The following is a 19,503-nucleotide window of genomic DNA, read 5'->3' on the forward strand; positions in this document are numbered from 1 at the left end:
CGACCCGGAGTGACCCGATGCCGGTTCTTCTTGGAACCCGTAGTACCCTGTTGTCAAATTCTCTGGCTGCTGCCTCCGGATTGCTGCTGATAACAGCGCTGTCCGGATGCGGCATGCTGGACGATCGATCCGAACGTTACGTATCCGCAAAAGAAGGCAAACCGCTGGAGCTTCCTGCCGGATCCGAAAAAGCTAACTTCAGTCAGGTGATGCCCATCCGGGATGTCGCCGTGGCGGATGCCAGCAAACTCTACCCATCCAGTATTCCCAACCCGCCGGACATGACTTCCGAGATTCTCGATGAGAACTACGCCATTGAAGAACTCGATGGCCGGGTCTGGCTATTGGTGAACGATGTGCCTGGCCGGATTTGGCCTGCTGCCAACGCCTACATGACGGAGCGGAGCCTCGGAGTAAGTTTCGATAGCCCGCAGCTGGGTCTGTTGCAGAGTGAGCTGCTGAATTTCAGCAAACGTGCGCGCCAACTGGCTGAGCTGCCGAGCAATCCCGGTGCGGATGAGTCCAAAGTTGTGCTACAGGTGCGCATGGCTCCGGGCGTGCGTCGCAAGACCACAGAGATCCAGATTCGGAAACTGACGGTTGATGGTCAGCCACAGGAGCTGGTGCCCTGGTCGGGGATCGCGAACCCAACTCCTGAGGCCCTGGATTTGCAAAAGCGCTTGCTGGCCGACATGGGGGGGTTCCTGAAGGCCAGAGAAGAGAACAAGTCCTTCTCACGCGCTGCGTCGGGCATGGTCAGTGATCCGCTGGTCAAGCTTCTCTCAAGCGATGAACAAGCTTCAGCGATCCGTATGAGCCTCGATTATGGCCGCTCCTGGGCGGAAGTGAGTCGGGGACTTACGGAGGCCAAGGTTCCAGTAGTGGACCTGAACCGCAGTGAAGGCTGGTTTTACGTTGACTATCGCACCGAGGACGAGCGCGAGTCTGGTTGGTTCGACTGGTTCAGCGATGCTGAGGAACCCCGGCATACTCACACGGTGACTCTGATCGAGAGCGATGAGGACATCGTCATTACCGCTGAGCGCCTTCAGACCTACGACGGTGAGAACACTGCGCCGGATCTGCTGAAAGAACTGTTCGACTATCTATACTGATTGAGTGGTTGCCGTTGCTTCGGCACCACTTCGGAGACCCTAATGGAAAAGCGTGAAGAGCTATACGCCGGCAAGGCAAAGTCTGTCTACAAGACCGACAACCCAGACCGATTCATCCTCGAATTTCGGGATGACACCTCGGCCTTTGATGGCGAAAAGAAAGAGCAACTCAGCCGCAAGGGCATGGTGAACAACAAGTTCAATGCCTTCGTGATGGAAAAGCTTGAGGCTGCCGGCGTGCCTACCCATTTTGAGGGTCTGCTGTCCTCGACTGAATCTCTCGTGAAAAAGCTCGACATGATCCCGGTAGAGTGCGTGGTACGGAACATTTCCGCGGGTAGCCTGTGCCGCCGGATCGGTGTGGAAGAGGGGCTCGAATTGACGCCTTCGACCTATGAGCTGTTCCTGAAGAACGACGCCCTGCATGATCCGATGGTTAATGAGTCCCTGGCTGTCAGCTTTGGTTGGGCCTCAGCCGACGAGCTGGAGCAGATGAAGCAGCTGACCTACCAGGTGAATGACGTGCTGAAGGCGTTGTTTGATGACGCCGGCATGCTGCTGGTGGATTATAAACTGGAGTTTGGCCGCAGTGGTGGCGGGATTGTCCTGGGGGACGAGTTCAGCCCCGACGGCTGCCGCATCTGGGACAAAGAGACTCGGAAGAAAATGGATAAAGACCGGTTCCGCCAGGGGCTGGGTGATGTGATTGAAACCTATGAAGAAGTGGGGCGCCGTTTAGGCATCCAGTTCGATTAATCCAGACACACAACAAAGAAAAGGTATTCTATGCGTAACTTGATTGTCGCTGCCGGTGGTTCCTTGCTTCTGGCCGCACCATTCGCCCACGCGGACGTAGTGGGTCTTGGTGCAAGTGTAAGTTACTGGGATTCAGAGCTGACAGGTGAGGCCGCTGACAAAAGCGGCGGCGAGGTAGACGTCGAGAACGACCTGGACCTTGAAAACGATTCCAACGCAAACGCTTCCTTATATTTCGAGCACCCAGTTCCTGTGCTGCCTAATGTGAGGCTCAACTACACTCTGGTCCAACAGAGTGGCCGGGGTGAGCTAGGCGCAAATTTTGGTGGTATTAATGTGGGTTCAGGTGTGGATGTCCGATCCGAGTTGGACCTGGAACAACTTGATTTTACGTTTTACTACGAAGTGCTAGATAACTGGGTCAATCTGGACCTTGGTCTTACTGCTCGTGATCTTTCGGGTGAACTGGTTGTGCGTGAAATTGGGGGGGCAGCCCAGGTGAGCAAAACCGAAGTTGATGCAGTGTTACCAATGGGCTATCTGGCCGCACGGTTCGACTTGCCGTTGACTGGCGTGTCTATCGGCGCTGAAGGCAATTTCGTCAGCTACAGCGGCGATTCGCTTCACGACTTTAACGCCTACGGCCAGTTTGAAATGGCGGTCATTCAGCTCCGAGCTGGATACCGTCAAATGTCTATTGATTACGAAGACGATGACGACAGACTGGACGTCGAGATCGATGGGCCGTTTGTCAGTGCCGGAGTTGTCTTTTAAAGGGAGTTTAACGTGAAGATTCTCGTGACCGGAACGGCGGGCTTTATTGGCTCGCACCTGGCGCATCGCCTGCTGGACCGTGGCGATGAAGTGATCGGCGTTGATAACGTCAACGACTATTACGACGTCAACCTGAAAGAGGCTCGCTTGGCGAGACTGACAGGCAAGTCCGGCTTTACCGAGGTTCGTCAGGATGTGTCGGACCGGAGCGCCATGGAGGCGCTCTTTGCCGAACACAAGCCTGAGCGCGTGGTCCATTTGGCAGCTCAGGCAGGCGTTCGCTACTCCATCGAGAATCCTCACGCTTATGTCGACGCCAACCTTGTGGGGTTCATGAATATCCTGGAAGGTTGCCGTCACAACGACGTTAAACACCTTGTCTACGCTTCCAGCAGCTCGGTGTATGGCGCCAACGAGACCATGCCTTTTTCTGTGCATGACAACGTCGATCATCCCCTGAGCCTCTACGCGGCCTCCAAAAAGGCCAACGAGTTGATGGCTCACACCTACAGCCATCTCTACAATCTGCCCACCACCGGCCTGCGGTTCTTTACTGTGTACGGTCCTTGGGGCAGGCCTGACATGGCGCTGTTCATTTTTACCAAGAAAATTCTGGCGGGCGAGCCAATCGATGTGTTCAATCACGGCCAGCACCGGCGTGATTTCACCTACATCGATGACATTGTCGAAGGCGTGATCCGTACCCTCGATCATGTTGCGGAGCCCAATCAGGAATGGACAGGTGAGAATCCGGATCCGGGTACTGGTAAAGGTCCTTACCGGATCTACAACATCGGAAGTAATAACCCGGTTGAGCTGTCGCGCTTCATTGAGATCATTGAAGAGCGTGTCGGCAAGAAAGCAGAGAAAAATCTATTGCCGTTGCAGCCTGGGGATGTCCCCGCCACCTACGCCAACGTGGATGACCTGATTGCCGATGTCGGTTACAAGCCCGGCACAACGGTGGAAGAGGGTATCGCCAACTTCGTTGACTGGTATCGCGATTTTTATCACGTTTGATTTCAGTGTGACGGAATCTGATTTCCAGAAAAAGCCGGCTAATTGCCGGCTTTTTTATTTGTCCTAGGTGAGGCTGTTCAGGTGTTCTGGTAGTTGGATCTTCACCCGCCGCCGTTCTAATGGGCAGTCAAACTCCAAGAAGCGTGCCAGCAGTTGCAGAGGAACTGGCGCAGGGCGGCCATAAAGCCGGTCACCGATGATGGCATGGCCGATGCCAGCCAGGTGCTTCCGGATCTGGTGTTTTCGTCCCGTTTCAATGCTTATCTGAAGCAGCGATGTCTGATCGGTTTCGTTAATACTGAGGGTTGAGATTCGGGTAATGGCTTCTTTACCGTCTATTGGAGCATCTATGAGTCGATCCTGAGCGGTAATCTCTCCCTCTACTCGTGCCCGGTAGTGCTTGGTGATCGCTCGCCCTGAGAAACACTTTGAGAGCGCGCCAGCAGCCTTGGAGTCGTGCGCAATGAGCATCAGCCCGGCGGCATCGGCATCCAGGCGATGAATCAGAAAGCAATCCCGGCCAAGAGCTACTTCCGCTTCGCGAAGCAGACTGCAATGATCGCCCCACTGTGAGCCCTGGGCCAGCAGGCCATGGGGTTTGAACCAGATGGAATAGCGGCGCCTGTCTTCCAGCAGGGTGGCAGGCTCCGGTTTACGGGCGAGCACGGCCTCATCGTAGAAGAGTTGCAGGCGGGTGCCGGCTCGGACTTCCCGTTTTGCTTTGCGCAGTCGAACCCGTTTGCCCTTGTGCGTCCACCAGCAAGCGCCCTTGTTCATGGCGTCTTTGATCCGCTGCTTGGGCAGGCCAGAGGCTTCGCTGAGGGCGTCGACCGCAGTCTGCGAGTGTTCCAGTGTGAAGTCGATTGTGGTTCGCATGGGGAAATACCGGGCAAGAGGTCCGGGGAAGGGATTAAAGAAGTCCGGACATAAAAAAAGCCAGTTCTTACGGCATCGCAAGTAACTGACTTTCTTTGCAGAAATGGTAGGACCAGGCAGATTCGAACTGCCGACCTCTGCCATGTCAAGGCAGCGCTCTAACCAACTGAGCTATGGTCCTGTGTCCTGCAACGGGGACGCAATATACTGATTCTACGGTTTTTGGTCAACTACTTTCACGAGGTTTTTTGATTGCGCAGCCAAGTCTTGAGCGCTTTGCTGAGTGCACCCCAGCGGTTGACCAATAATGCAGCGAAAATAAGTGCGCAGCCGCCAAGTTGCAGGCCGCTCATGGTTTCTCCAAACCATAGAGCCGCAAACAGGCTTACCCATACCGGTTCCAGAATCAGGATTACGACGCCATGGCTATGAGCCGATAGGCTCTGTGCGTATGTTTGAATCAGGAAACGACCTGCAGTGCCGATTATGGCGCTGGCCAGGATCCAACCTACCAAAGCGCCAGATGGCTCGAGCAAGGCCTTTTGCCAGGGCTCAAGCACTGATGAGGCGGCAAGCGTGACAAATCCTACTGTGGTGAGTACCAAGCTGGTCAACGGCAGGGCCGGGACCCGGCGTTTTTCGATGGTTTCACCGCGCCGATTGATCACCGTGCGCTGGTTCGCAGCCCGGGTGTTCATGGTGAAGTACAGCGCCAGAATAAATGCTGCGCCGACAAAGAACAGCTGGGCTGGCTCTGGCCTGAAGCCGTTCTTGAGTGACAGCAGGGCAAGCCCGGCAACCGCGATGGGAATGGCAACCCAGGTGCTTTTAGGCTGCTCTTCTTTGAACAAAAGTCTGGCAAGTATCGGAACGATCACCACACCCAGACTGGTCAGGAATGCCCCTTCACCCATGCTTTCGCCATGGAACAGGCCCATAATCCAGAAGGTCATGGCGACGCCAAACACCAGCCAACGCCAAGCTTCGGCGAATTTGATCTGCGCTGAGACGGGATAGAGGGCGCCACGCCACTATGGCCAGAACGAGACCGGCGAGGAGAAAACGCTCGGCCATGAAAAGAAGGGGCGGCATCAGCAATATCGCCTCCTTGGAGAAGATCCAACTGACGGCCGCTATTAAAGTAACGGCGAACAACAAAGCATCGGATTTTTGGGTATCGGACATGAGTAACCGCTTGAGCGTCGATCAGTAGGATGGCAAGCGGATCAATGTATAGTTTGCGAACTAAAAAGAAAAGGTGGCAAGCTATTGCTTAATCTGGGCAGGCCCGTCCTTGGGCCTTGTTTTTTCCTTAATAACAGGTGGTTGAAATATCAGTTGTTGAGTGTTGAGTAGACCAAAGTCGACATGTCGGTGTCTTTGGATCCAGGCACTTCGATGTAGCGGTCGCCGGAGCCCCACCATTGCCACCAGGCTCTTTTGTTGTATGTGCGGCTGGCGAAATCGACTCTCAGTCCGTTCAAGGTCGTATTGTTGACCACAGGCACTGACGTGTTGCCGGTTTCGGAGCCAAGTACCCCGCTGTGTGAGGCGCCTTCGTTCATCAGAACAGGGAAGTGGTTATACCAGAGCCCATCCGGACCATTCTGGCTTGTTACTTTGCCAGCCAAGCTCAGGCTGTTCGAGCAGGAATCGATGCCTGTTGCGGAGGTTGCACCGCAGGCGGAGTGGGTTGGAACAACGCCGTCATCCTTGCCTTCGATAAATGGTTTGGTAATACCGCCGAATGAGGATCCGCCGGCAACAAACCGCAAACGGGGAATCGGGTTCGGAGTCATCGCCAGATTCCGGGCGGCGTTGGTCTGCAGGTCGTTGACCACGCCGAGTTTATCCGGCTGGGGTTCTATTCCGGTAAAGGCTTGAACAGCAGTCTTCAGGGGCCAGTTGTACCAACTGTCGTTGTAGGCAATATTGAGGGCAAGGTCGGCCAACTCGGTGCCGCCGCCGGCACCGGAATAGTCAATGGCGGCAAGGATTTTTAGTGGTGCAAGTCCCTCGGATTGCAGCCAGCGCGCCTGGTTTTCCAGTAGATAGCGGGTTACCAGATCTCCGGTGGAATGAGAGACGATAATACAGAAGTTATTGCACAGGCCCTGTTGGCTAATCTCGCGCATTTGTTGATACGCCTGTTGGGCAATGCCCCCCTCAACCCGGCCGTCGCTGCCCCAGTCGATGCGTGCATCGGATCTGGTCAGCCAGAAGGTGCGCCAGTAATCCTCACCGGCGTTTTTTACCGCCTGCAGGTTTGGGGGCGGGTTCGCCAGATCTTCCTGCTGGAAGCCGTGAACGAGGATAACGTTATGCCCAGCTAACTGGGCCTGGGCGGTTCCGGCACACAGGCTCCCGGCGATGGCCACCGCAAGCCCGGCCTTACCGGCACTTAGGGTCTTTATTGTTGTCATGTTTACTCCGTCTTCGTTGAGTTATTTTTGTTTCAAGACGTTCAATCCGTCGGCCCCACATTGCAGGCTCCAATGACGGTACTGCCCGACGTCTGTCGGAACAGGGCCCTCCTGGCCCTGAGGTCAGAACTTGTTGGCCAACTGCCTGAGCAGTGCCGCTCGTTGTTCTGATTCGGGATCACTGGCCGGAGTGTCTCGCAAACTATCGAGATCCGGTGGTGAAAATGAATACCCCTCATCCGGTCCAAAAGCGTAGTGGGTGCGCTGGCCAGGCTTGGCCGGTAGTTGCCTGATTTGGAGGTGTCGAAGCGACATCGGCCCCTTCCACTGACGGTTTACCAGTACGGTTCCGTGCGCTTTCAGATCGATGGTATCTGTAGTCAGATCCAAACGCTGCTCAGCCTGCAATAGTGCAATCGGCTGTTGGCCCGCGTAGAGCTGGGCAGAGAGAGAATAGTAACCAGGCTGGTCGGGTTCGAAGCGCAACGGAATAACCAGGTTGTTGTTTGTGATGTAGCTGGCTTCCAAGCCGTCGAAGGTGCCCAGAAATGGCTCAATGGTCAGCGTGGAGACGTGACGGACTTTTTTGCCGTCAATGTTTGCTTCAACGATCAGTCGGTACTCTCCCGGGGATTCGTTGGAGTCGATGCTGCCTTCGTAGAAACCATCGCCGTCTTTAGCTATCAATTGGGCAGAGGCCACCGTGTCCCGGGTCAGGGAGTTTTCCAGTGAAAGTTCGAGGCGATCTGTCACCACCTGCGGGCCTTGAATCGAGGCCGCGACCAAAATCGACTCTCCGCGGGTAAAACGGTATTGCTCAAGAGTAACGGTAAAGTGGCCGTTATTGCCTAGGGGAAGGCTGACCGGTTCGTAGCGATTGCCGCGATAGCCCTCGGCTTGTGCTGGGGTTAGAGGAGTGGACCATGGTGGATAGTGTGCATTCTCAGCGTATTGGTCCGCCACACTGGCCAGCATGAACCCAAGCGCGTTGTCGCCCGGTGGGGTTGGGGAAACCTGCTGCTTGGCATTTGATTGCGAAGAAGGGTCGAAGATCTTGGCCTTCGACGGGACTGATCGGCTCATGGTAGAGCCTCACTGAACCAACTAAAGCTGGCGTGGTTGTTTGAGGCTAACCAGTAGGCTGTTCCTGCAACAAGCGAAGCAGCAACAGCCAAGACCACAACAATTTTGCCAAGCATTCATCAGGACCTTGTTGTCATTGTTGTTCTGATCAACAAACATACAGAATCTGGAATACCTTCGGCAAAGGAACGGGTTATTTGTGTAACAGAATGTGTTCCAGATGTGAGCTCGGTCACACAATTAGGGATTTCAGAACCAGCCTGACTTCTGGTTGGCCTCAAAGCCAAATCGTAATCGAACCTCATCACCGACCAATGCAGGATTCAGCCGTAGGTCATTCCCCAGTCACTTCGGCGCAGCGTAGTCTCGGCGCTGATTCCCAGGGTGAAGTCTTCATGCCCGATTGGGTAGTCAGCGGATTTATTCAACGTCACATCCAGGATGACCGGATTGGATTGCCCCAACATCGTCAGATCTCCGGTCACTTTGCCGGTCTTTTCACCCGTCGCTTCAAATCCAGTGAGGTTGAAGGTGATTTCCGGGTATTTGCTGCTATGGAGAAAATCTGAACCTCGAAGATGCTCATCCCGCTTCTTATGGTTGGTGAACACGCTACGACTTTCGAACACCAGGGTGCCCGATTCCAGCTCGCCGGTGGCGTCGTCGTAAACAAACTGTCCTTCCACGTCCCGGAACATGCCGATCACCGGGGCGAAACCGATATGCATGATTTCAAAGGACATGGAAAAGTGATCGGAGTCCACTTCGAACGTTGCAGGTTCGGCAAATGCCGTGGTCGGCATAGCAAATGTACCTAGAACCAGGGCGCAGCATGCGGCTTTGCCAATGGGATTTCCGTTAATCATGGGAGAACCTCCTTCGATGAAGCCAGCGAATATCCAGTCCAAATGACCATGCCAACAGAGCCAGGGCCGTGGCTAGTGTGATACCGGCAAACGCGGGTGATACGGGGGGCAGCAATGCTACCATCAGGGTGACGAGTTGCCACACGCAGACAGTTTTGCGCCGGAAACTGTCGGGAAGCGGGTGCTTAAGCCAATGCCAGATTGCGCTCCCAGCAATAAAAGCATAGCGCATCAGGCCTAGACAGAGCACCCACGCTCCGGCTTTATCCAGAGTCAAAACCGCTATGCACAAACCCAGAATAAGAGCGGCGTCCAGCTCCATATCAAAGCGTGCGCCGAACCGGCTCTCACATCGATTGGCCCGTGCCAGCGCACCGTCCACTCCGTCCAAGAGCAGGGCCGTCAACGCAACGATGGCGTAACACCAAAGCTGCGCATCAAGGTGCCCATTGGTCAGATGCCCGATAAAGGGCGCACTGGCCACGAGCGTTACAACCAGAGAGCTTCGAGCCAGGGTCGCCCTGTTGGCGGGGTTGAAGTCCTGGTCCGCAGGCCAGTGCGTCACAACGCCCCACCCAATGAAGGCAAACAATCCTACCGCAATCGCCGGTGCAGCCGGCGTGAGCTGCCAGAACCAGGCCGCGGCCAGACAGACTGCAGTGGTTAGTGTAAAGCCCCAAACCAGATCCTGACGGATCGATAAGACTGGCGGAGCCGTGTTGTCTCGAGAATCCATAGCTGAGCCCTGGCGTATAGCTACTACACGGTGTAGACAGTGAAGCACTCACAGACTGACTATAGTTGTGAAGAGCTGAGGGTGCTTACGCACAAGGGTAGTGTTCGGACCCAGTTTTATTTGAAAAAACAGGGAGAGGGCTGTGCAGCTGGATAACGGGCAGGAAATTGGGGATAGCCTGGCATGGTGGGTGACCGGTCCGGGCGAGGGAGCGCTGCGCCATGTTCCGGTGCGCTCCGGGGAGAACAATGCCAACTGTGGGTGGGTAACCGTTGAAGCTCGTTATTCTGGTATCAGCCGAGGTACTGAGGCATTGGTTTTCCGGGGGCAGGTCCCAGAGAGCGAATTTCAGCGTATGCGTGCTCCGTTCCAGCAGGGTGAATTTCCGTTTCCGGTAAAATACGGCTATGCCAATGTAGGACGGGTGATTTCCGGGCCGAAACACTTGGAAGGGCGACCTGTCTTTTGCCTGTTTCCTCATCAACAACGTTTTCAGGTACCCCAGGAAGCCGTGCAAGTGATTCCTGACAATGTTCCGGCTGAACGTGCGGTGCTGGCAGCCAACCTGGAAACCGCAATCAACGGCCTGTGGGATGCCTTGCCAGCCGTTGGTGATCGAATCCTGGTAGTCGGGTTGGGCGTGGTCGGATTGCTGGTCGCTTGGCTGGCCAGGCAGATACCAGGGACACAAGTCACCGCGATTGATCTCAACCCTGCAAGACGCACCCAGGCGGAGGCCTTGGGGCTCAGGTTTGCAGAATGCCCTGACGAAAACGACTACGACCTGGTGTTTCACACCAGTGGCCACCCGTCAGGCCTACCCACCGCATTGTCAGTCGCGGGCCAGGAGTCCAAGGTTGTTGAAATGAGCTGGTACGGAAGCCAGCGCGTGGAAGCGCCTCTTGGCGAAGCTTTCCATTCCCGTCGATTGACGCTCAGATCCAGCCAGGTCGGCCAGATTCCTTCCTACCAACAACCTCGATGGAACTATGGCCGGCGTATGAGGCTGGCGTTGGAATTACTGGCCGATGACCGACTCGACTGCCTGATTACTGGTGAGACCCGGTTCGCCGACTTGCCAGAGGCTATGGGCGATATATTAGCGAATGACGGTCATACCCTGTGCCATCGAATTGTCTACTAAATTCTACCCACCGTTACTTTTTGGAGAGCGATCTATGTTCAGCTTGACCGTCCGAGACCACATGATGATTGCCCATAGTTTTCGGGGCGAGATTTTCGGCCCTGCCCAGCAGGTCCACGGGGCCACTTATGTCGTGGATGTGGCCTTTGAGCGGCAAGAGTTGGATGCGGACAACCTGGTGGTCGATATTGGTCTGGCGGCGTCAGTGCTTAAAGACGTTCTCGCAGAATTTAATATGAAAAATCTGGACGACCTTGAGCAACTGCAGAATCAGAACACGACGACTGAGTTCATGGCCAGTCAGGTGTTTGAGCGCTTGGCAGCTGCGATCAGGGCAGGTCGTCTGGGCGAGTCCGCCCAAGGTATGAACAGCCTTAAGGTGACCTTGTCTGAATCCCACATCGCCTGGGCCAGTTTCCATGGCAAGCTCTGATCCGAGCCCGGTCCTTCGATTTTTAGTGCCTGGTGATCCTGGTCAGAACACTGGTGGCTACCGCTATGTTCGCCGCGTTGTCGATGCAATAGACGAACTGGGTGTCCAGGCTGTTGTCACCGGGCTGGCTGGGCAGTTTCCGCGTCCCGACCAGCGGGCACTGGCGGCGATGAATCATTGCCTGGAACAGTGTCCGGACTCGGCGGTGGTGGTGCTTGATGGTCTTGCTATGAGTGGCATGCCTCAGGTTTTAGAGCAGCATGCGCAGCGTTTGAAATTAGTAGCGTTAATCCATCACCCACTTGCCGATGAATCGGGGTTGTCGGAGGACGAACGCCTGTGGTTCTTCGAGCAGGAGCGCCGAGCCCTGGCTGCAGTCGCTCATGTGGTTACTACCAGCGCCTTCACTGCCAGGCGCCTTGCGGCTTTCGGTGTTTCCGCTGAGCAAATCGATACCGCGCATCCAGGCGTTGCGATAAAAGCCAGGGTGCAAACGAGCAATGGCGTCCGCTGCGCACCGGTTCCCCAGTTGCTCTGTGTTGGCCATCTCTCTCAACGCAAAGCGCAACATCAGCTGGTAAAAGCCTTACAGAACCTTCAATCCCTACCGTGGCATTGCACTCTCGCAGGTTCCCTGGATCGTGATTCTGTCTACAGCCAGGGAGTCATCGCCCAGATCCGAGCGGCCGGGCTGGAAGGGCGGGTAGAGCTCACCGGAGAAGTCGCCGAAAGCCACTTAGTGGAGCTGTACCAACAGGCTGATGTGTTCGTGTTCCCCTCCCTCTATGAGGCTACGGGATGGTGATTGACGAGGCTATTGCATTTGGCTTGCCCGTCATCACCTCGGACGGTGGCGCTTTATCCAATACTGGCGACCAGCCAGGTGTTCTTCAGTACCCGGCTGGCGACGTTGAGGCTTTGGAAGCGGCGTTGCGAGCCTGGCTTAGTGATCCTGAAGACTGATACGTCAAACCGCACAGGCCCAATGTCCGTCAAGACCGCTTCGCACCTGGGAGAATGCTGCGAAGGTTTTTTTGAAGGTGGCAGAGTTGGGCTGCGTCGCGACGGGCAGTGTGTTCGAGAATAGCTGGCTGGAACTCCGTGAGGGCGCGGACCACCGCGCGAGATCGATGGCGCTGACTGAAGCCGTGGATAGTTGCTTCATCGGGATGTTGCCGGGCAAGCTGGTTGTGCGTCCCGCGAGCCAGTGACGATTGTCGACCTTGGCGCGGGGAGTGGATCCAACGCCGTGTTTCTGGCGTCAAGGCTTCGTGTGCCAAAGCAGTGGCTGCTGCTGGATCACGATGCCTCATTGCTGACGGTGGCGAAGGATCGGTTGACCCAGCTGGGGGTATCGAGTTCGGTGGCTGAGGCATGGCTGACAGCTGACTCGCTGGCCGCACATATTCCCTCTGATGCAAGGCTGATCACCGCTTCTGCACTGATCGACCTTGTCTCAGAGGAATGGCTGGACGCGCTGGTGGCGTCGGCTCGGTCGCGGAGAGCGGCGCTGCTTGTGACCCTGAGTTACTCCGGTCAATTTCGCTTGGAACCCGCACACCCAGACGACGAACGAGTGCAGGCGCTGGTCAATCAGCATCAGAGAGGCGAGAAAGGTACCGGACGGGCATTGGGACCAGATGCACCTCGCGTACTGGCAGAAAAACTGAAACAGGCGGGCCACTCCGTTGAAGTTTTCGAAAGCCCATGGCGGCTTAATGCCCGTGACGGAGCACTGATCAGCCAGTTGCTGGAAGGTTGGGTGGCAGCCGCGGCTGAGCTGGCTCGTGGCAACAACGACGATGGTTCAGAATGGCTGTCGGATTGGTTGTCGGATCGCAAGCGTCGGCTGGCCGAGGGCAGTCTGTCGGTCAGCGTCCACCACTTGGATCTGATGACGCTTCCTCCGGATCAAGTCTCATGAGGCAGGTTTCTCCGCTTTGGCGCTGGCTCATGGCATTCCTGTTGCTCGCCGGTCTGGCTTTGTTTCTGGACCTGGATCGACTGTGGCTTGAGCTTCAGCGTTTGCCCGCATCTTTGCTGCTACCGGCCTTTGCTCTGGCGGCCTTTCAGGTCGGGTTGTCGGCCTGGCGCTGGCGATACACCGCAAAGCGTCTGGGCCTTCAGATGTCCTACTCCCGGGCTTTTCGGGAGTATTACCTGGCGAGCTTTCTCAATCAGGTGCTACCGGGTGGAGTTATGGGGGATGTTGGTCGAGCCTGGCGGCACAGCCGGGAAACGGATAAGAAACTCGGGGCAGTGCATGCTGTAATTATCGAGCGTTTGTCCGGGCAGTTTGCGCTGTTTTTTGTGGTGGTGTGGGCAGTGGTGTGGCTGAGTGAATCTGGCCGGTTCAGCCCGAACGTGTCGGTCGGCTGGCTACTTCCCGTTTTAGCCATCGGCAGCCTTGCTATCGGCCTTTGGATGATGCGCAGCAAAAACCGGGCTGGACATTATATTCGCCACCTCTGGAAAGACCTGTCCCATACGCTGTTTGGTTGGCCGGCATTGCCAATTCAGTTGGGAACCTCATTGCTGGTGCTCGGAAGTTACCTCGCCGTCTTTTTTTTGCTAGCTCAGCAGGCAGGTATATAGAACAGGAGGGCTCTGGGTATTTGGTGCTGGCACTTTGCAGTTTGTTGTTATTGAGCATGGTAATCCCGCTGACAGTGGCTGGCTGGGGCGTGCGGGAAGGGGCAGCAGCCGTTTTGTGGCCGTTAGCAGGGCTGCCCGCTGAGCAGGGCGTGGCTCTAAGTGTGGCTTATGGAGCTCTGGTGTTGATCTCGTCCTTCCCGGGGCTGGCTGTGTTGCTTTGGAGCCAGTCCCCGGTGGGCGTGAAAAACGGGAATCGGATCAGGAAAACTCCAGGTCAAACAACATATCGCTGCCCAGATTGATCAGCTGAGACTTGGGGCGCAGGGCACCATCGAGTTGGTCAATCTCCGGGAGTGAAAATGCAGGCCGCCCACTGCCAATGATCATTGCGCCACCATGACATGCAGGCGGTCCAGCAGGCCAGCGTTGAGGAAAGACGATACTGTCAGCCCCCCGCCTTCGATAAAGATCTTCCGCAGGCCAAAATCATTCAGCACTTGCAGAATCACTCGAGGGTCAACAGGTTCGATTTGTTCTCTATCGCCCAGACAAGCAACCTCGGTGACCTGACCATACTCCCTGACCACTGACTGTGGGCCGTACTGGCCTGCAACCAGCCGGATTGTCCGGGACTGTTCATCTGTGAACAGATGATGGCTTTGAGGCACGCGGCGATGCCGGTCGATCACAACGCGAACGGGATTTGGACCGGTGGTGCGACGGACCGTCAGCATCGGATTGTCTGTGGCTGCCGTTCCCGCGCCGACCACCACGGCATCTGAAACCGCTCGAATGCGATGAAGATGAGTGATGCCGTCATCGCCGTTGATGAACCGTGATCGACCCGTAACCGTCGCTATTCTGCCGTCCAGGCTCTGGCCTAACTGACCGATGACACGAGGCGCCGAGTCCGTTGGCAACGGGCGACACAATGGCAGGAACGTCGAGAGAAGGTCGCGGGCCTGGGGGGTGGCCGGGTGCAGAAGATGCCAAGCACCTGTGCCGTTCAGGCGCACCGCTGGTTGATCACTTTCCGGCAATGCCAGCGTCACATTGCTGCGATCTATTGCATCCAAAATCAGCTGCCAGGCGGCATCGCAGTCCATTGGTAGAGCGGTCATAAAGATCTCGTTCTGTAGCCGTTGAATTTAGTATAGGCAGTTTGTCTGGAAAGCTATATGTACGTTACATTTCCAGTTTGATTCACTTTACGGATAAGTTCCGGAATAGTGCGGATTCCAGATTTCCTGGCGTCCCGGCAGAGGGTAGAGGCAACCAGCATGCGGTACCTGCAATCGTTCAATCGTCGGCTGCGCCAGGTTCGAGACCAGAGTCGGCTGTCCCTATGGGACGTCGCCACATGTGCGGTGTGGAGGAGGTTCAGGTTGAGAGTTGGGAAGCAGTCGATGCTCGGCAGCGTAGCTATCCCAATATCGGTCAGTTACTGGACTTCTGTTTCAGGTCAGAGACGCCCCTAGAGCAGCTGATCGATATTGAGGAGATTTCCGATGGCCAGCTGGAACTTCCGGGGCTTTCGTTCAGCAACAGCGATGATTTGACGGCGGCGTTGAAAGAGCTGGAGCAGGAGATTAACAGAGCTCAGCTGTCAGACGACGAGGTGGAGCTGTTGCGCCGGTTCCGTAATGCCACAGCAGAAAACCGGCGCATGATCTTGCAGATCCTCGGCGGTTAGCTCCGCCGACTGGATCACTTGCCCTTCTTGTATATGTTCTCATAAACATAATTGGTGGCTTCGACAAAGCCATCGATGCTGCCGCAATCGAATCGACGACCTTTGACTGATAGGCCAGCACACAGCCATTTTTGGCCTGCTCCATCAGGGCATCGGTAATCTGGACCTCACCATTCTTGCCTGCTGGCGTCCGCTCAATAATGTCGAAGATGTCCGGAGTGAGGATGTACCGGCCAATGATGGCAAGATTGCTGGGCGCATCTTCCGGTGCCGGTTTTTCAACCATGTCGGTGATGCGGTACAGACCATCCTTCATTGACTCGCCTGCGATCACACCGTATTTGTGGGTTTCATCCTCAGGAACCTCTTCAATCGCGACGATGGAGCACCGGAATTGGTTATACAGTTTAACCATTTGCGCCAGCACACCCTCATCATCGTCCGGGCCCAGGCAGAAGTCATCCGCCAGCACCACCGCGAAGGGGTTGTCACCAATCAGGTTTCGTCCGGTCAGTATCGCGTGGCCCAGCCCCTTCATCTCATTTTGCCGGGTAAAGGCAAAGGTGTTGTTGTCGATCAGGTCGCGGATTGACGCCAGTAGGTCTTCCTTGCCGGACCCTGCAATCTGATGCTCGAGCTCATAGCTGATGTCGAAATGGTCTTCTATGGCGCGTTTGCCTCGACCGGTGACAAACCCGAACTCGCGGATGCCAGCCTCAGCCGCTTCCTCTACGCCGTATTGGACCAGAGGCTTGTTTACGATCGGCAAAATCTCTTTCGGCATAGCCTTGGTGGCGGGGAGAAAGCGGGTGCGTAGCCGGCAACGGGGAACAGGCATTTTTTGATCATTGAGTTCGTCCTTAGTCGAGCAAGTTTTCAGCCTCTGAAGCTTAGTACTGGTCGCTTCGATGAAGGCAATCCTTGAGTTTTCACGAGTTTAAACAAGTTCTGGCGGGAAATGGAGCTCTGTTGGGTGAATCGCAACGAAAAGTAATCTTCCAGGCTTGATATTACATAATAGAAACATTTAGACATGACTTTCAAACATACAGATAAGCTTCGGTTTCCTATGAGATTAAATTTGTAAGGAATGGCAAGAAAGCATGGCCAGGCCGGCGGTTGAAACGATAAAGTACCGCAATCTTATTACCGCCAATTTACCCCGCGTCTGAAAGGTGGCCAGTGCGTCCTGCTTGCTTTAGCGCCATATTGCTGTGTGTCCTCCCGAGTTGGACCTTCGCGTCAGCTCCCCAAGGCATACCAATGCTAAACCTGAACCCAGGCAACGTTCTGGAGTCGGTAACTCGTTATGTCGCTTCCAAGGTCCGTTTCTCAGGCAAAACCGACGCAAATAGAGATCAGATAAGAGATACCCTGGGTCTTGTCGGCAACGACCTTATTTGGTCCCAGCACCAATTTGGCATCAATTATCAGGATTCAAACGGCTGGCGAAACGGTGAGGACACGAACCAACTGGCCCTGAACTATGGCATTTCCTTGTCAGATATTGTTCTTGGCTTCCAGTATCAGGCAAGCGATTACTCGGGGTTTTCGGTAGGTTCTGGCCACAGATTCGATTCAGACCGCTCTCAGCGGGCACTGAAGCTGACTGGAACCCGGCGGTGGTTTTCCTGGCGCGGTCTAAATTTTAGCGGTGTACTCTCCCACTCGGTCGAGAAGAAAACGGTTACCGAAGATCGGGGCTGGGAGGAGGACTCGCTCCATCAGTTGTCAAAATTGGGAATTGAAGCCCGAAAAGAGGGGCAGCTCTTATCGGGAGTGACATCCTCTGCCAGTATTGCCGCCTTCGGTGGCGTCGATTTGCAGGAAGTGGATCATGCCAGTGGTGGGGATGTAAGCCGGGATAGGTTCCAGAAGTTAGCCTTGTCGGCATCGCTTAGCAAGAAGGCCCATGACTGGACCTTTGGGCTGGGCGGGCGTTATCAGTTTGCTGACAGTGATTTGCCAGAGTCGGAATGGCAGTCTGTTGCGGGCCCGTCACTGGCGATCGGATATAACGGCAAAAGCCGGCAAGCCCCTGAAGGCGGTTGGCTGAAGTTGCATGCCGGAAGCCCCAAATTCCAGCTGCCGCTTTTCTCAGCTGTTCGCTCCTCGGTAACTATGTCGGTATTACGGGGGTGGACTCCAAATCTCGATTTCACCGGTGAACGTTCCGGGAATGCGAGCGTCGGTGAGCTCTCTTTGAGACTGGCCGCCCGGGATTTCAGTGCCGCCATGAGCGTCGGTAAGATACTCGATGCCTCAGACGGTATGATGGAAGTGCCGACCCGCCCTGATTTATCCCTGTCGTTTTCTGTAGGTCTGTAGCTTTTACCGAGCCTTTACAAAGATGTCACTTGTGACTCTCTGCGCTTATCGTTTTTCATATCAGGTGCTTGGCCATAAGGATGGGCACCCGAAAACTAGCGCAAGGAGTTCATTTGATGATCGATTCGAGAAAGTTGCGACCGGTTTTTCCGTTGCTCTGTTTAATGCTTATGCCAAGCGGTGTTCAGGCATTCACATTCAACGAAGTGGTTAATCAGGCACGAACTCTTTCTACCTCCGAATATACGGCTCCCGAACCGGTCCCCCAATTTCTTCGCGACCTCAGCTATTCCCGCTACCAGTCAATTCAATTTCGGCCCGAATCCAGTGTCTGGCGTTCATCAGGTTCTCCGTTTCAGATCATGATGATGCAGCCTGGAAGCGTTTATTCCCATGCGGTTGAGCTGAATATCGTGGATAGCGAGGGTGTGCGCGAAATACCGTTCAGCAAGAGTCATTTTAGCTATCCAGATGAAGAGCTTGGAAAGCGAATTCCTGCCGATCTTGGATACTCTGGCTTCAAACTGACGTACCCGCTGAATAACTCTGACGCCGCCGACCAGTTCCTGGTGTTTGGCGGGGCCAGCTATTTCCGGGGCGTTGGTCGGGAGCAGGTGTTCGGCCTCTCTGGCAGAGCGGTGACTGTTGACACTGGACTGCCTTCAGGTGAGGAGTTTCCGGCGTTCACAAAATTCTGGCTGGTTCGCCCCGACAATGACGCCGACGAGATGGTGGTTTTAGCGTTGTTGGACGGCCCATCCCTGACCGGCGCATATCAATTCACCGTATCTCCCGGCGAAAACACCGAAATTGACGTTGATGCGCGGCTGTTTTATCGCAACGACGTCGAACAACCTGGCTTTGCGCCGCTAACGTCGATGTTTTATTACGGTGAAAACTCCCGGAAACCACGCGGTCAGTGGCGCCCGGAAGTCCACGATTCCGATGGTCTCGTGATTCATGACAAGGCTACGGGCGAATGGTTGTGGCGTCCGCTGGTCAACCCGGAAAAGCTCCGCTTGAGCTATCACAATGTAGAGCGCCTGGCAGGCTTTGGGCTGATGCAGAGGGACCAGCACTTCAAATCCTTTGAAGACAGCGAGGCCCTTTACGAAAGCCGGCCAAGTGCCTGGGTGGAACCCAAGGGCGATTGGGGTAGCGGTCAGGTTGCCTTGGTTGAAATTCCCAGCAAGTCCGAGGCGAATGACAACACTGTCGCGTTCTGGACGCCAGACGAACCTGCTCGTGCGGGAGATGCCGTAAAGCTCAGCTACAGGCTCCATTTCGGGCAGCCAGAAGTCAGTCAGCAACCAGGAGGACACACGACGGCAACCTTTATCGGCGGGAATGAAGGAGCCGTCGCGAACGAAAACGCCTATCGGTTTGTCATCGATTTTCAAGACGGATCGCTTGATTCTCTTGCTGCGGATGCAGCTGTCATAAGCAACGTCTCGGGCGGAGAAGGCGTAGAAGTGCTCGAGCATTTTGTGCAATACGTTGAGGCCAAAGATGTTTGGCGGTTGTCCGTTCTGGCCCAGTCGACTCCGAGTGAGAGCCTGACCTTAAGGGGGTTCCTGAGTCTGGATGGTGAGCCGCTCACTGAGACGTGGACCTATGAGCTCGGAGCGGACAGTGTGCTTCGCCAGCAGCCGGAATGAACG

General features: G+C 55.4%; 19 protein-coding genes, 1 tRNA gene and 3 pseudogenes. 13 read left to right on the plus strand and 10 right to left on the minus strand.

What is annotated here, in order from left to right:
- The first annotated feature begins 17 nt into the window (after window positions 1–17).
- Genes bamC through AU14_RS00765 form a run of 4 tightly spaced genes read left to right on the plus strand, consistent with a single transcriptional unit; the run spans window position 18 to window position 3,665 of the window.
- Complete coding sequence (gene bamC / locus AU14_RS00750; RefSeq protein ID WP_041338205.1) at window positions 18–1,115, plus strand: outer membrane protein assembly factor BamC; 1,098 nt, start codon at window positions 18–20, stop codon at window positions 1,113–1,115.
- Between the two features lie 42 nt (window positions 1,116–1,157).
- Window positions 1,158–1,871 carry a phosphoribosylaminoimidazolesuccinocarboxamide synthase gene (gene purC, locus AU14_RS00755; RefSeq protein WP_041338207.1) on the plus strand — a complete coding sequence of 238 codons (714 nt, stop codon included), beginning with the start codon at window positions 1,158–1,160 and terminating at the stop codon, window positions 1,869–1,871.
- Between the two features lie 30 nt (window positions 1,872–1,901).
- On the plus strand, window positions 1,902–2,645 hold the full coding sequence (locus AU14_RS00760) for a TIGR04219 family outer membrane beta-barrel protein (RefSeq protein ID WP_041338209.1): 744 nt from the start codon (window positions 1,902–1,904) through the stop codon (window positions 2,643–2,645).
- A 12-nt stretch (window positions 2,646–2,657) separates the two neighbouring features.
- Window positions 2,658–3,665, plus strand: coding sequence for an NAD-dependent epimerase (locus tag AU14_RS00765; RefSeq protein WP_041338211.1), 1,008 nt, complete (start codon window positions 2,658–2,660; stop codon window positions 3,663–3,665).
- Window positions 3,666–3,728: 63 nt separating this feature from the next.
- On the opposite strand, the gene AU14_RS00770 is transcribed toward AU14_RS00765, so the two are convergent.
- The 7 genes and pseudogenes from AU14_RS00770 to AU14_RS00800 form a co-directional block, all read right to left on the minus strand.
- Complete coding sequence (locus tag AU14_RS00770; protein WP_041338213.1) at window positions 3,729–4,541, minus strand: RluA family pseudouridine synthase; 813 nt, start codon at window positions 4,539–4,541, stop codon at window positions 3,729–3,731.
- A 104-nt stretch (window positions 4,542–4,645) separates the two neighbouring features.
- Window positions 4,646–4,722 (minus strand) — tRNA-Val (locus tag AU14_RS00775).
- 55 nt (window positions 4,723–4,777) lie between these two features.
- Window positions 4,778–5,726: pseudogene (locus tag AU14_RS00780) on the minus strand (DMT family transporter).
- Between the two features lie 149 nt (window positions 5,727–5,875).
- A complete protein-coding gene (locus AU14_RS00785; RefSeq protein WP_041338215.1) occupies window positions 5,876–6,964 on the minus strand; it encodes a hypothetical protein in 1,089 nt (362 codons plus the stop codon).
- Window positions 6,965–7,087: 123 nt separating this feature from the next.
- Complete coding sequence (locus AU14_RS00790) at window positions 7,088–8,047, minus strand: AsmA family protein (protein WP_052471901.1); 960 nt, start codon at window positions 8,045–8,047, stop codon at window positions 7,088–7,090.
- A gap of 323 nt (window positions 8,048–8,370) precedes the next feature.
- A complete protein-coding gene (locus AU14_RS00795; protein ID WP_236744253.1) occupies window positions 8,371–8,913 on the minus strand; it encodes a YceI family protein in 543 nt (180 codons plus the stop codon).
- A complete protein-coding gene (locus AU14_RS00800; protein WP_041338216.1) occupies window positions 8,906–9,649 on the minus strand; it encodes a CDP-alcohol phosphatidyltransferase family protein in 744 nt (247 codons plus the stop codon). The genes AU14_RS00795 and AU14_RS00800 overlap by 8 nt, the downstream gene beginning before the upstream one ends.
- Before the next feature lie 142 nt (window positions 9,650–9,791).
- On the opposite strand from AU14_RS00800, the gene AU14_RS00805 reads away from it, so the two are divergent.
- The 6 genes and pseudogenes from AU14_RS00805 to AU14_RS23085 all read left to right on the plus strand — a co-directional run bounded on the left by AU14_RS00805 (window position 9,792) and on the right by AU14_RS23085 (window position 14,123).
- Window positions 9,792–10,793, plus strand: coding sequence for a zinc-dependent alcohol dehydrogenase (locus AU14_RS00805; RefSeq protein WP_094191110.1), 1,002 nt, complete (start codon window positions 9,792–9,794; stop codon window positions 10,791–10,793).
- A gap of 34 nt (window positions 10,794–10,827) precedes the next feature.
- Complete coding sequence (locus AU14_RS00810) at window positions 10,828–11,226, plus strand: 6-pyruvoyl trahydropterin synthase family protein (protein ID WP_041338218.1); 399 nt, start codon at window positions 10,828–10,830, stop codon at window positions 11,224–11,226.
- A 238-nt stretch (window positions 11,227–11,464) separates the two neighbouring features.
- Window positions 11,465–12,189: pseudogene (locus AU14_RS23080) on the plus strand (glycosyltransferase family 4 protein).
- Window positions 12,190–12,382: 193 nt separating this feature from the next.
- Window positions 12,383–13,150, plus strand: coding sequence for a class I SAM-dependent methyltransferase (locus tag AU14_RS20105; protein ID WP_236744256.1), 768 nt, complete (start codon window positions 12,383–12,385; stop codon window positions 13,148–13,150).
- A gap of 29 nt (window positions 13,151–13,179) precedes the next feature.
- Entirely contained in the window at window positions 13,180–13,821 is a 642-nt protein-coding gene (locus AU14_RS00820; protein ID WP_236744257.1) for a lysylphosphatidylglycerol synthase transmembrane domain-containing protein, read from the plus strand.
- A gap of 56 nt (window positions 13,822–13,877) precedes the next feature.
- Window positions 13,878–14,123 carry a hypothetical protein gene (locus tag AU14_RS23085; protein WP_330218003.1) on the plus strand — a complete coding sequence of 82 codons (246 nt, stop codon included), beginning with the start codon at window positions 13,878–13,880 and terminating at the stop codon, window positions 14,121–14,123.
- Here the strand turns inward: AU14_RS23085 and AU14_RS22480 are convergent.
- Together AU14_RS22480 and AU14_RS00825 are read right to left on the minus strand one after the other, a co-directional pair.
- Window positions 14,080–14,208 carry a hypothetical protein gene (locus AU14_RS22480; RefSeq protein WP_269079075.1) on the minus strand — a complete coding sequence of 43 codons (129 nt, stop codon included), beginning with the start codon at window positions 14,206–14,208 and terminating at the stop codon, window positions 14,080–14,082. The genes AU14_RS23085 and AU14_RS22480 overlap by 44 nt on opposite strands.
- A complete protein-coding gene (locus AU14_RS00825) occupies window positions 14,205–14,927 on the minus strand; it encodes a RibD family protein (protein ID WP_236744258.1) in 723 nt (240 codons plus the stop codon). Before AU14_RS00825 ends, AU14_RS22480 begins: the two co-directional genes overlap by 4 nt.
- Window positions 14,928–15,166: 239 nt before the next feature.
- On the opposite strand from AU14_RS00825, the gene AU14_RS00830 reads away from it, so the two are divergent.
- Window positions 15,167–15,514 (plus strand): XRE family transcriptional regulator, encoded by a 348-nt coding sequence (locus AU14_RS00830; protein ID WP_158498299.1) that lies wholly within the window; start codon window positions 15,167–15,169, stop codon window positions 15,512–15,514.
- Between the two features lie 14 nt (window positions 15,515–15,528).
- Here the strand turns inward: AU14_RS00830 and galU are convergent.
- Window positions 15,529–16,363 (minus strand): annotated as a pseudogene (gene galU, locus AU14_RS00835) (UTP--glucose-1-phosphate uridylyltransferase GalU).
- A 414-nt stretch (window positions 16,364–16,777) separates the two neighbouring features.
- Between galU and AU14_RS00840 the strand changes: the two are divergent.
- Both AU14_RS00840 and AU14_RS00845 read left to right on the plus strand, forming a co-directional pair.
- The gene (locus AU14_RS00840; protein WP_041338220.1) at window positions 16,778–17,842 is read left to right on the plus strand and encodes a ShlB/FhaC/HecB family protein; all 1,065 of its coding nucleotides are present in this window, start codon (window positions 16,778–16,780) and stop codon (window positions 17,840–17,842) included.
- A gap of 116 nt (window positions 17,843–17,958) precedes the next feature.
- Window positions 17,959–19,500, plus strand: coding sequence for a glucan biosynthesis protein G (locus tag AU14_RS00845; RefSeq protein WP_041338221.1), 1,542 nt, complete (start codon window positions 17,959–17,961; stop codon window positions 19,498–19,500).
- Window positions 19,501–19,503: the final 3 nt, after the last annotated feature.

Origin of the sequence: Marinobacter similis (assembly GCF_000830985.1) — a bacterium.
GTDB classification, from domain to species: domain Bacteria; phylum Pseudomonadota; class Gammaproteobacteria; order Pseudomonadales; family Oleiphilaceae; genus Marinobacter; species Marinobacter similis.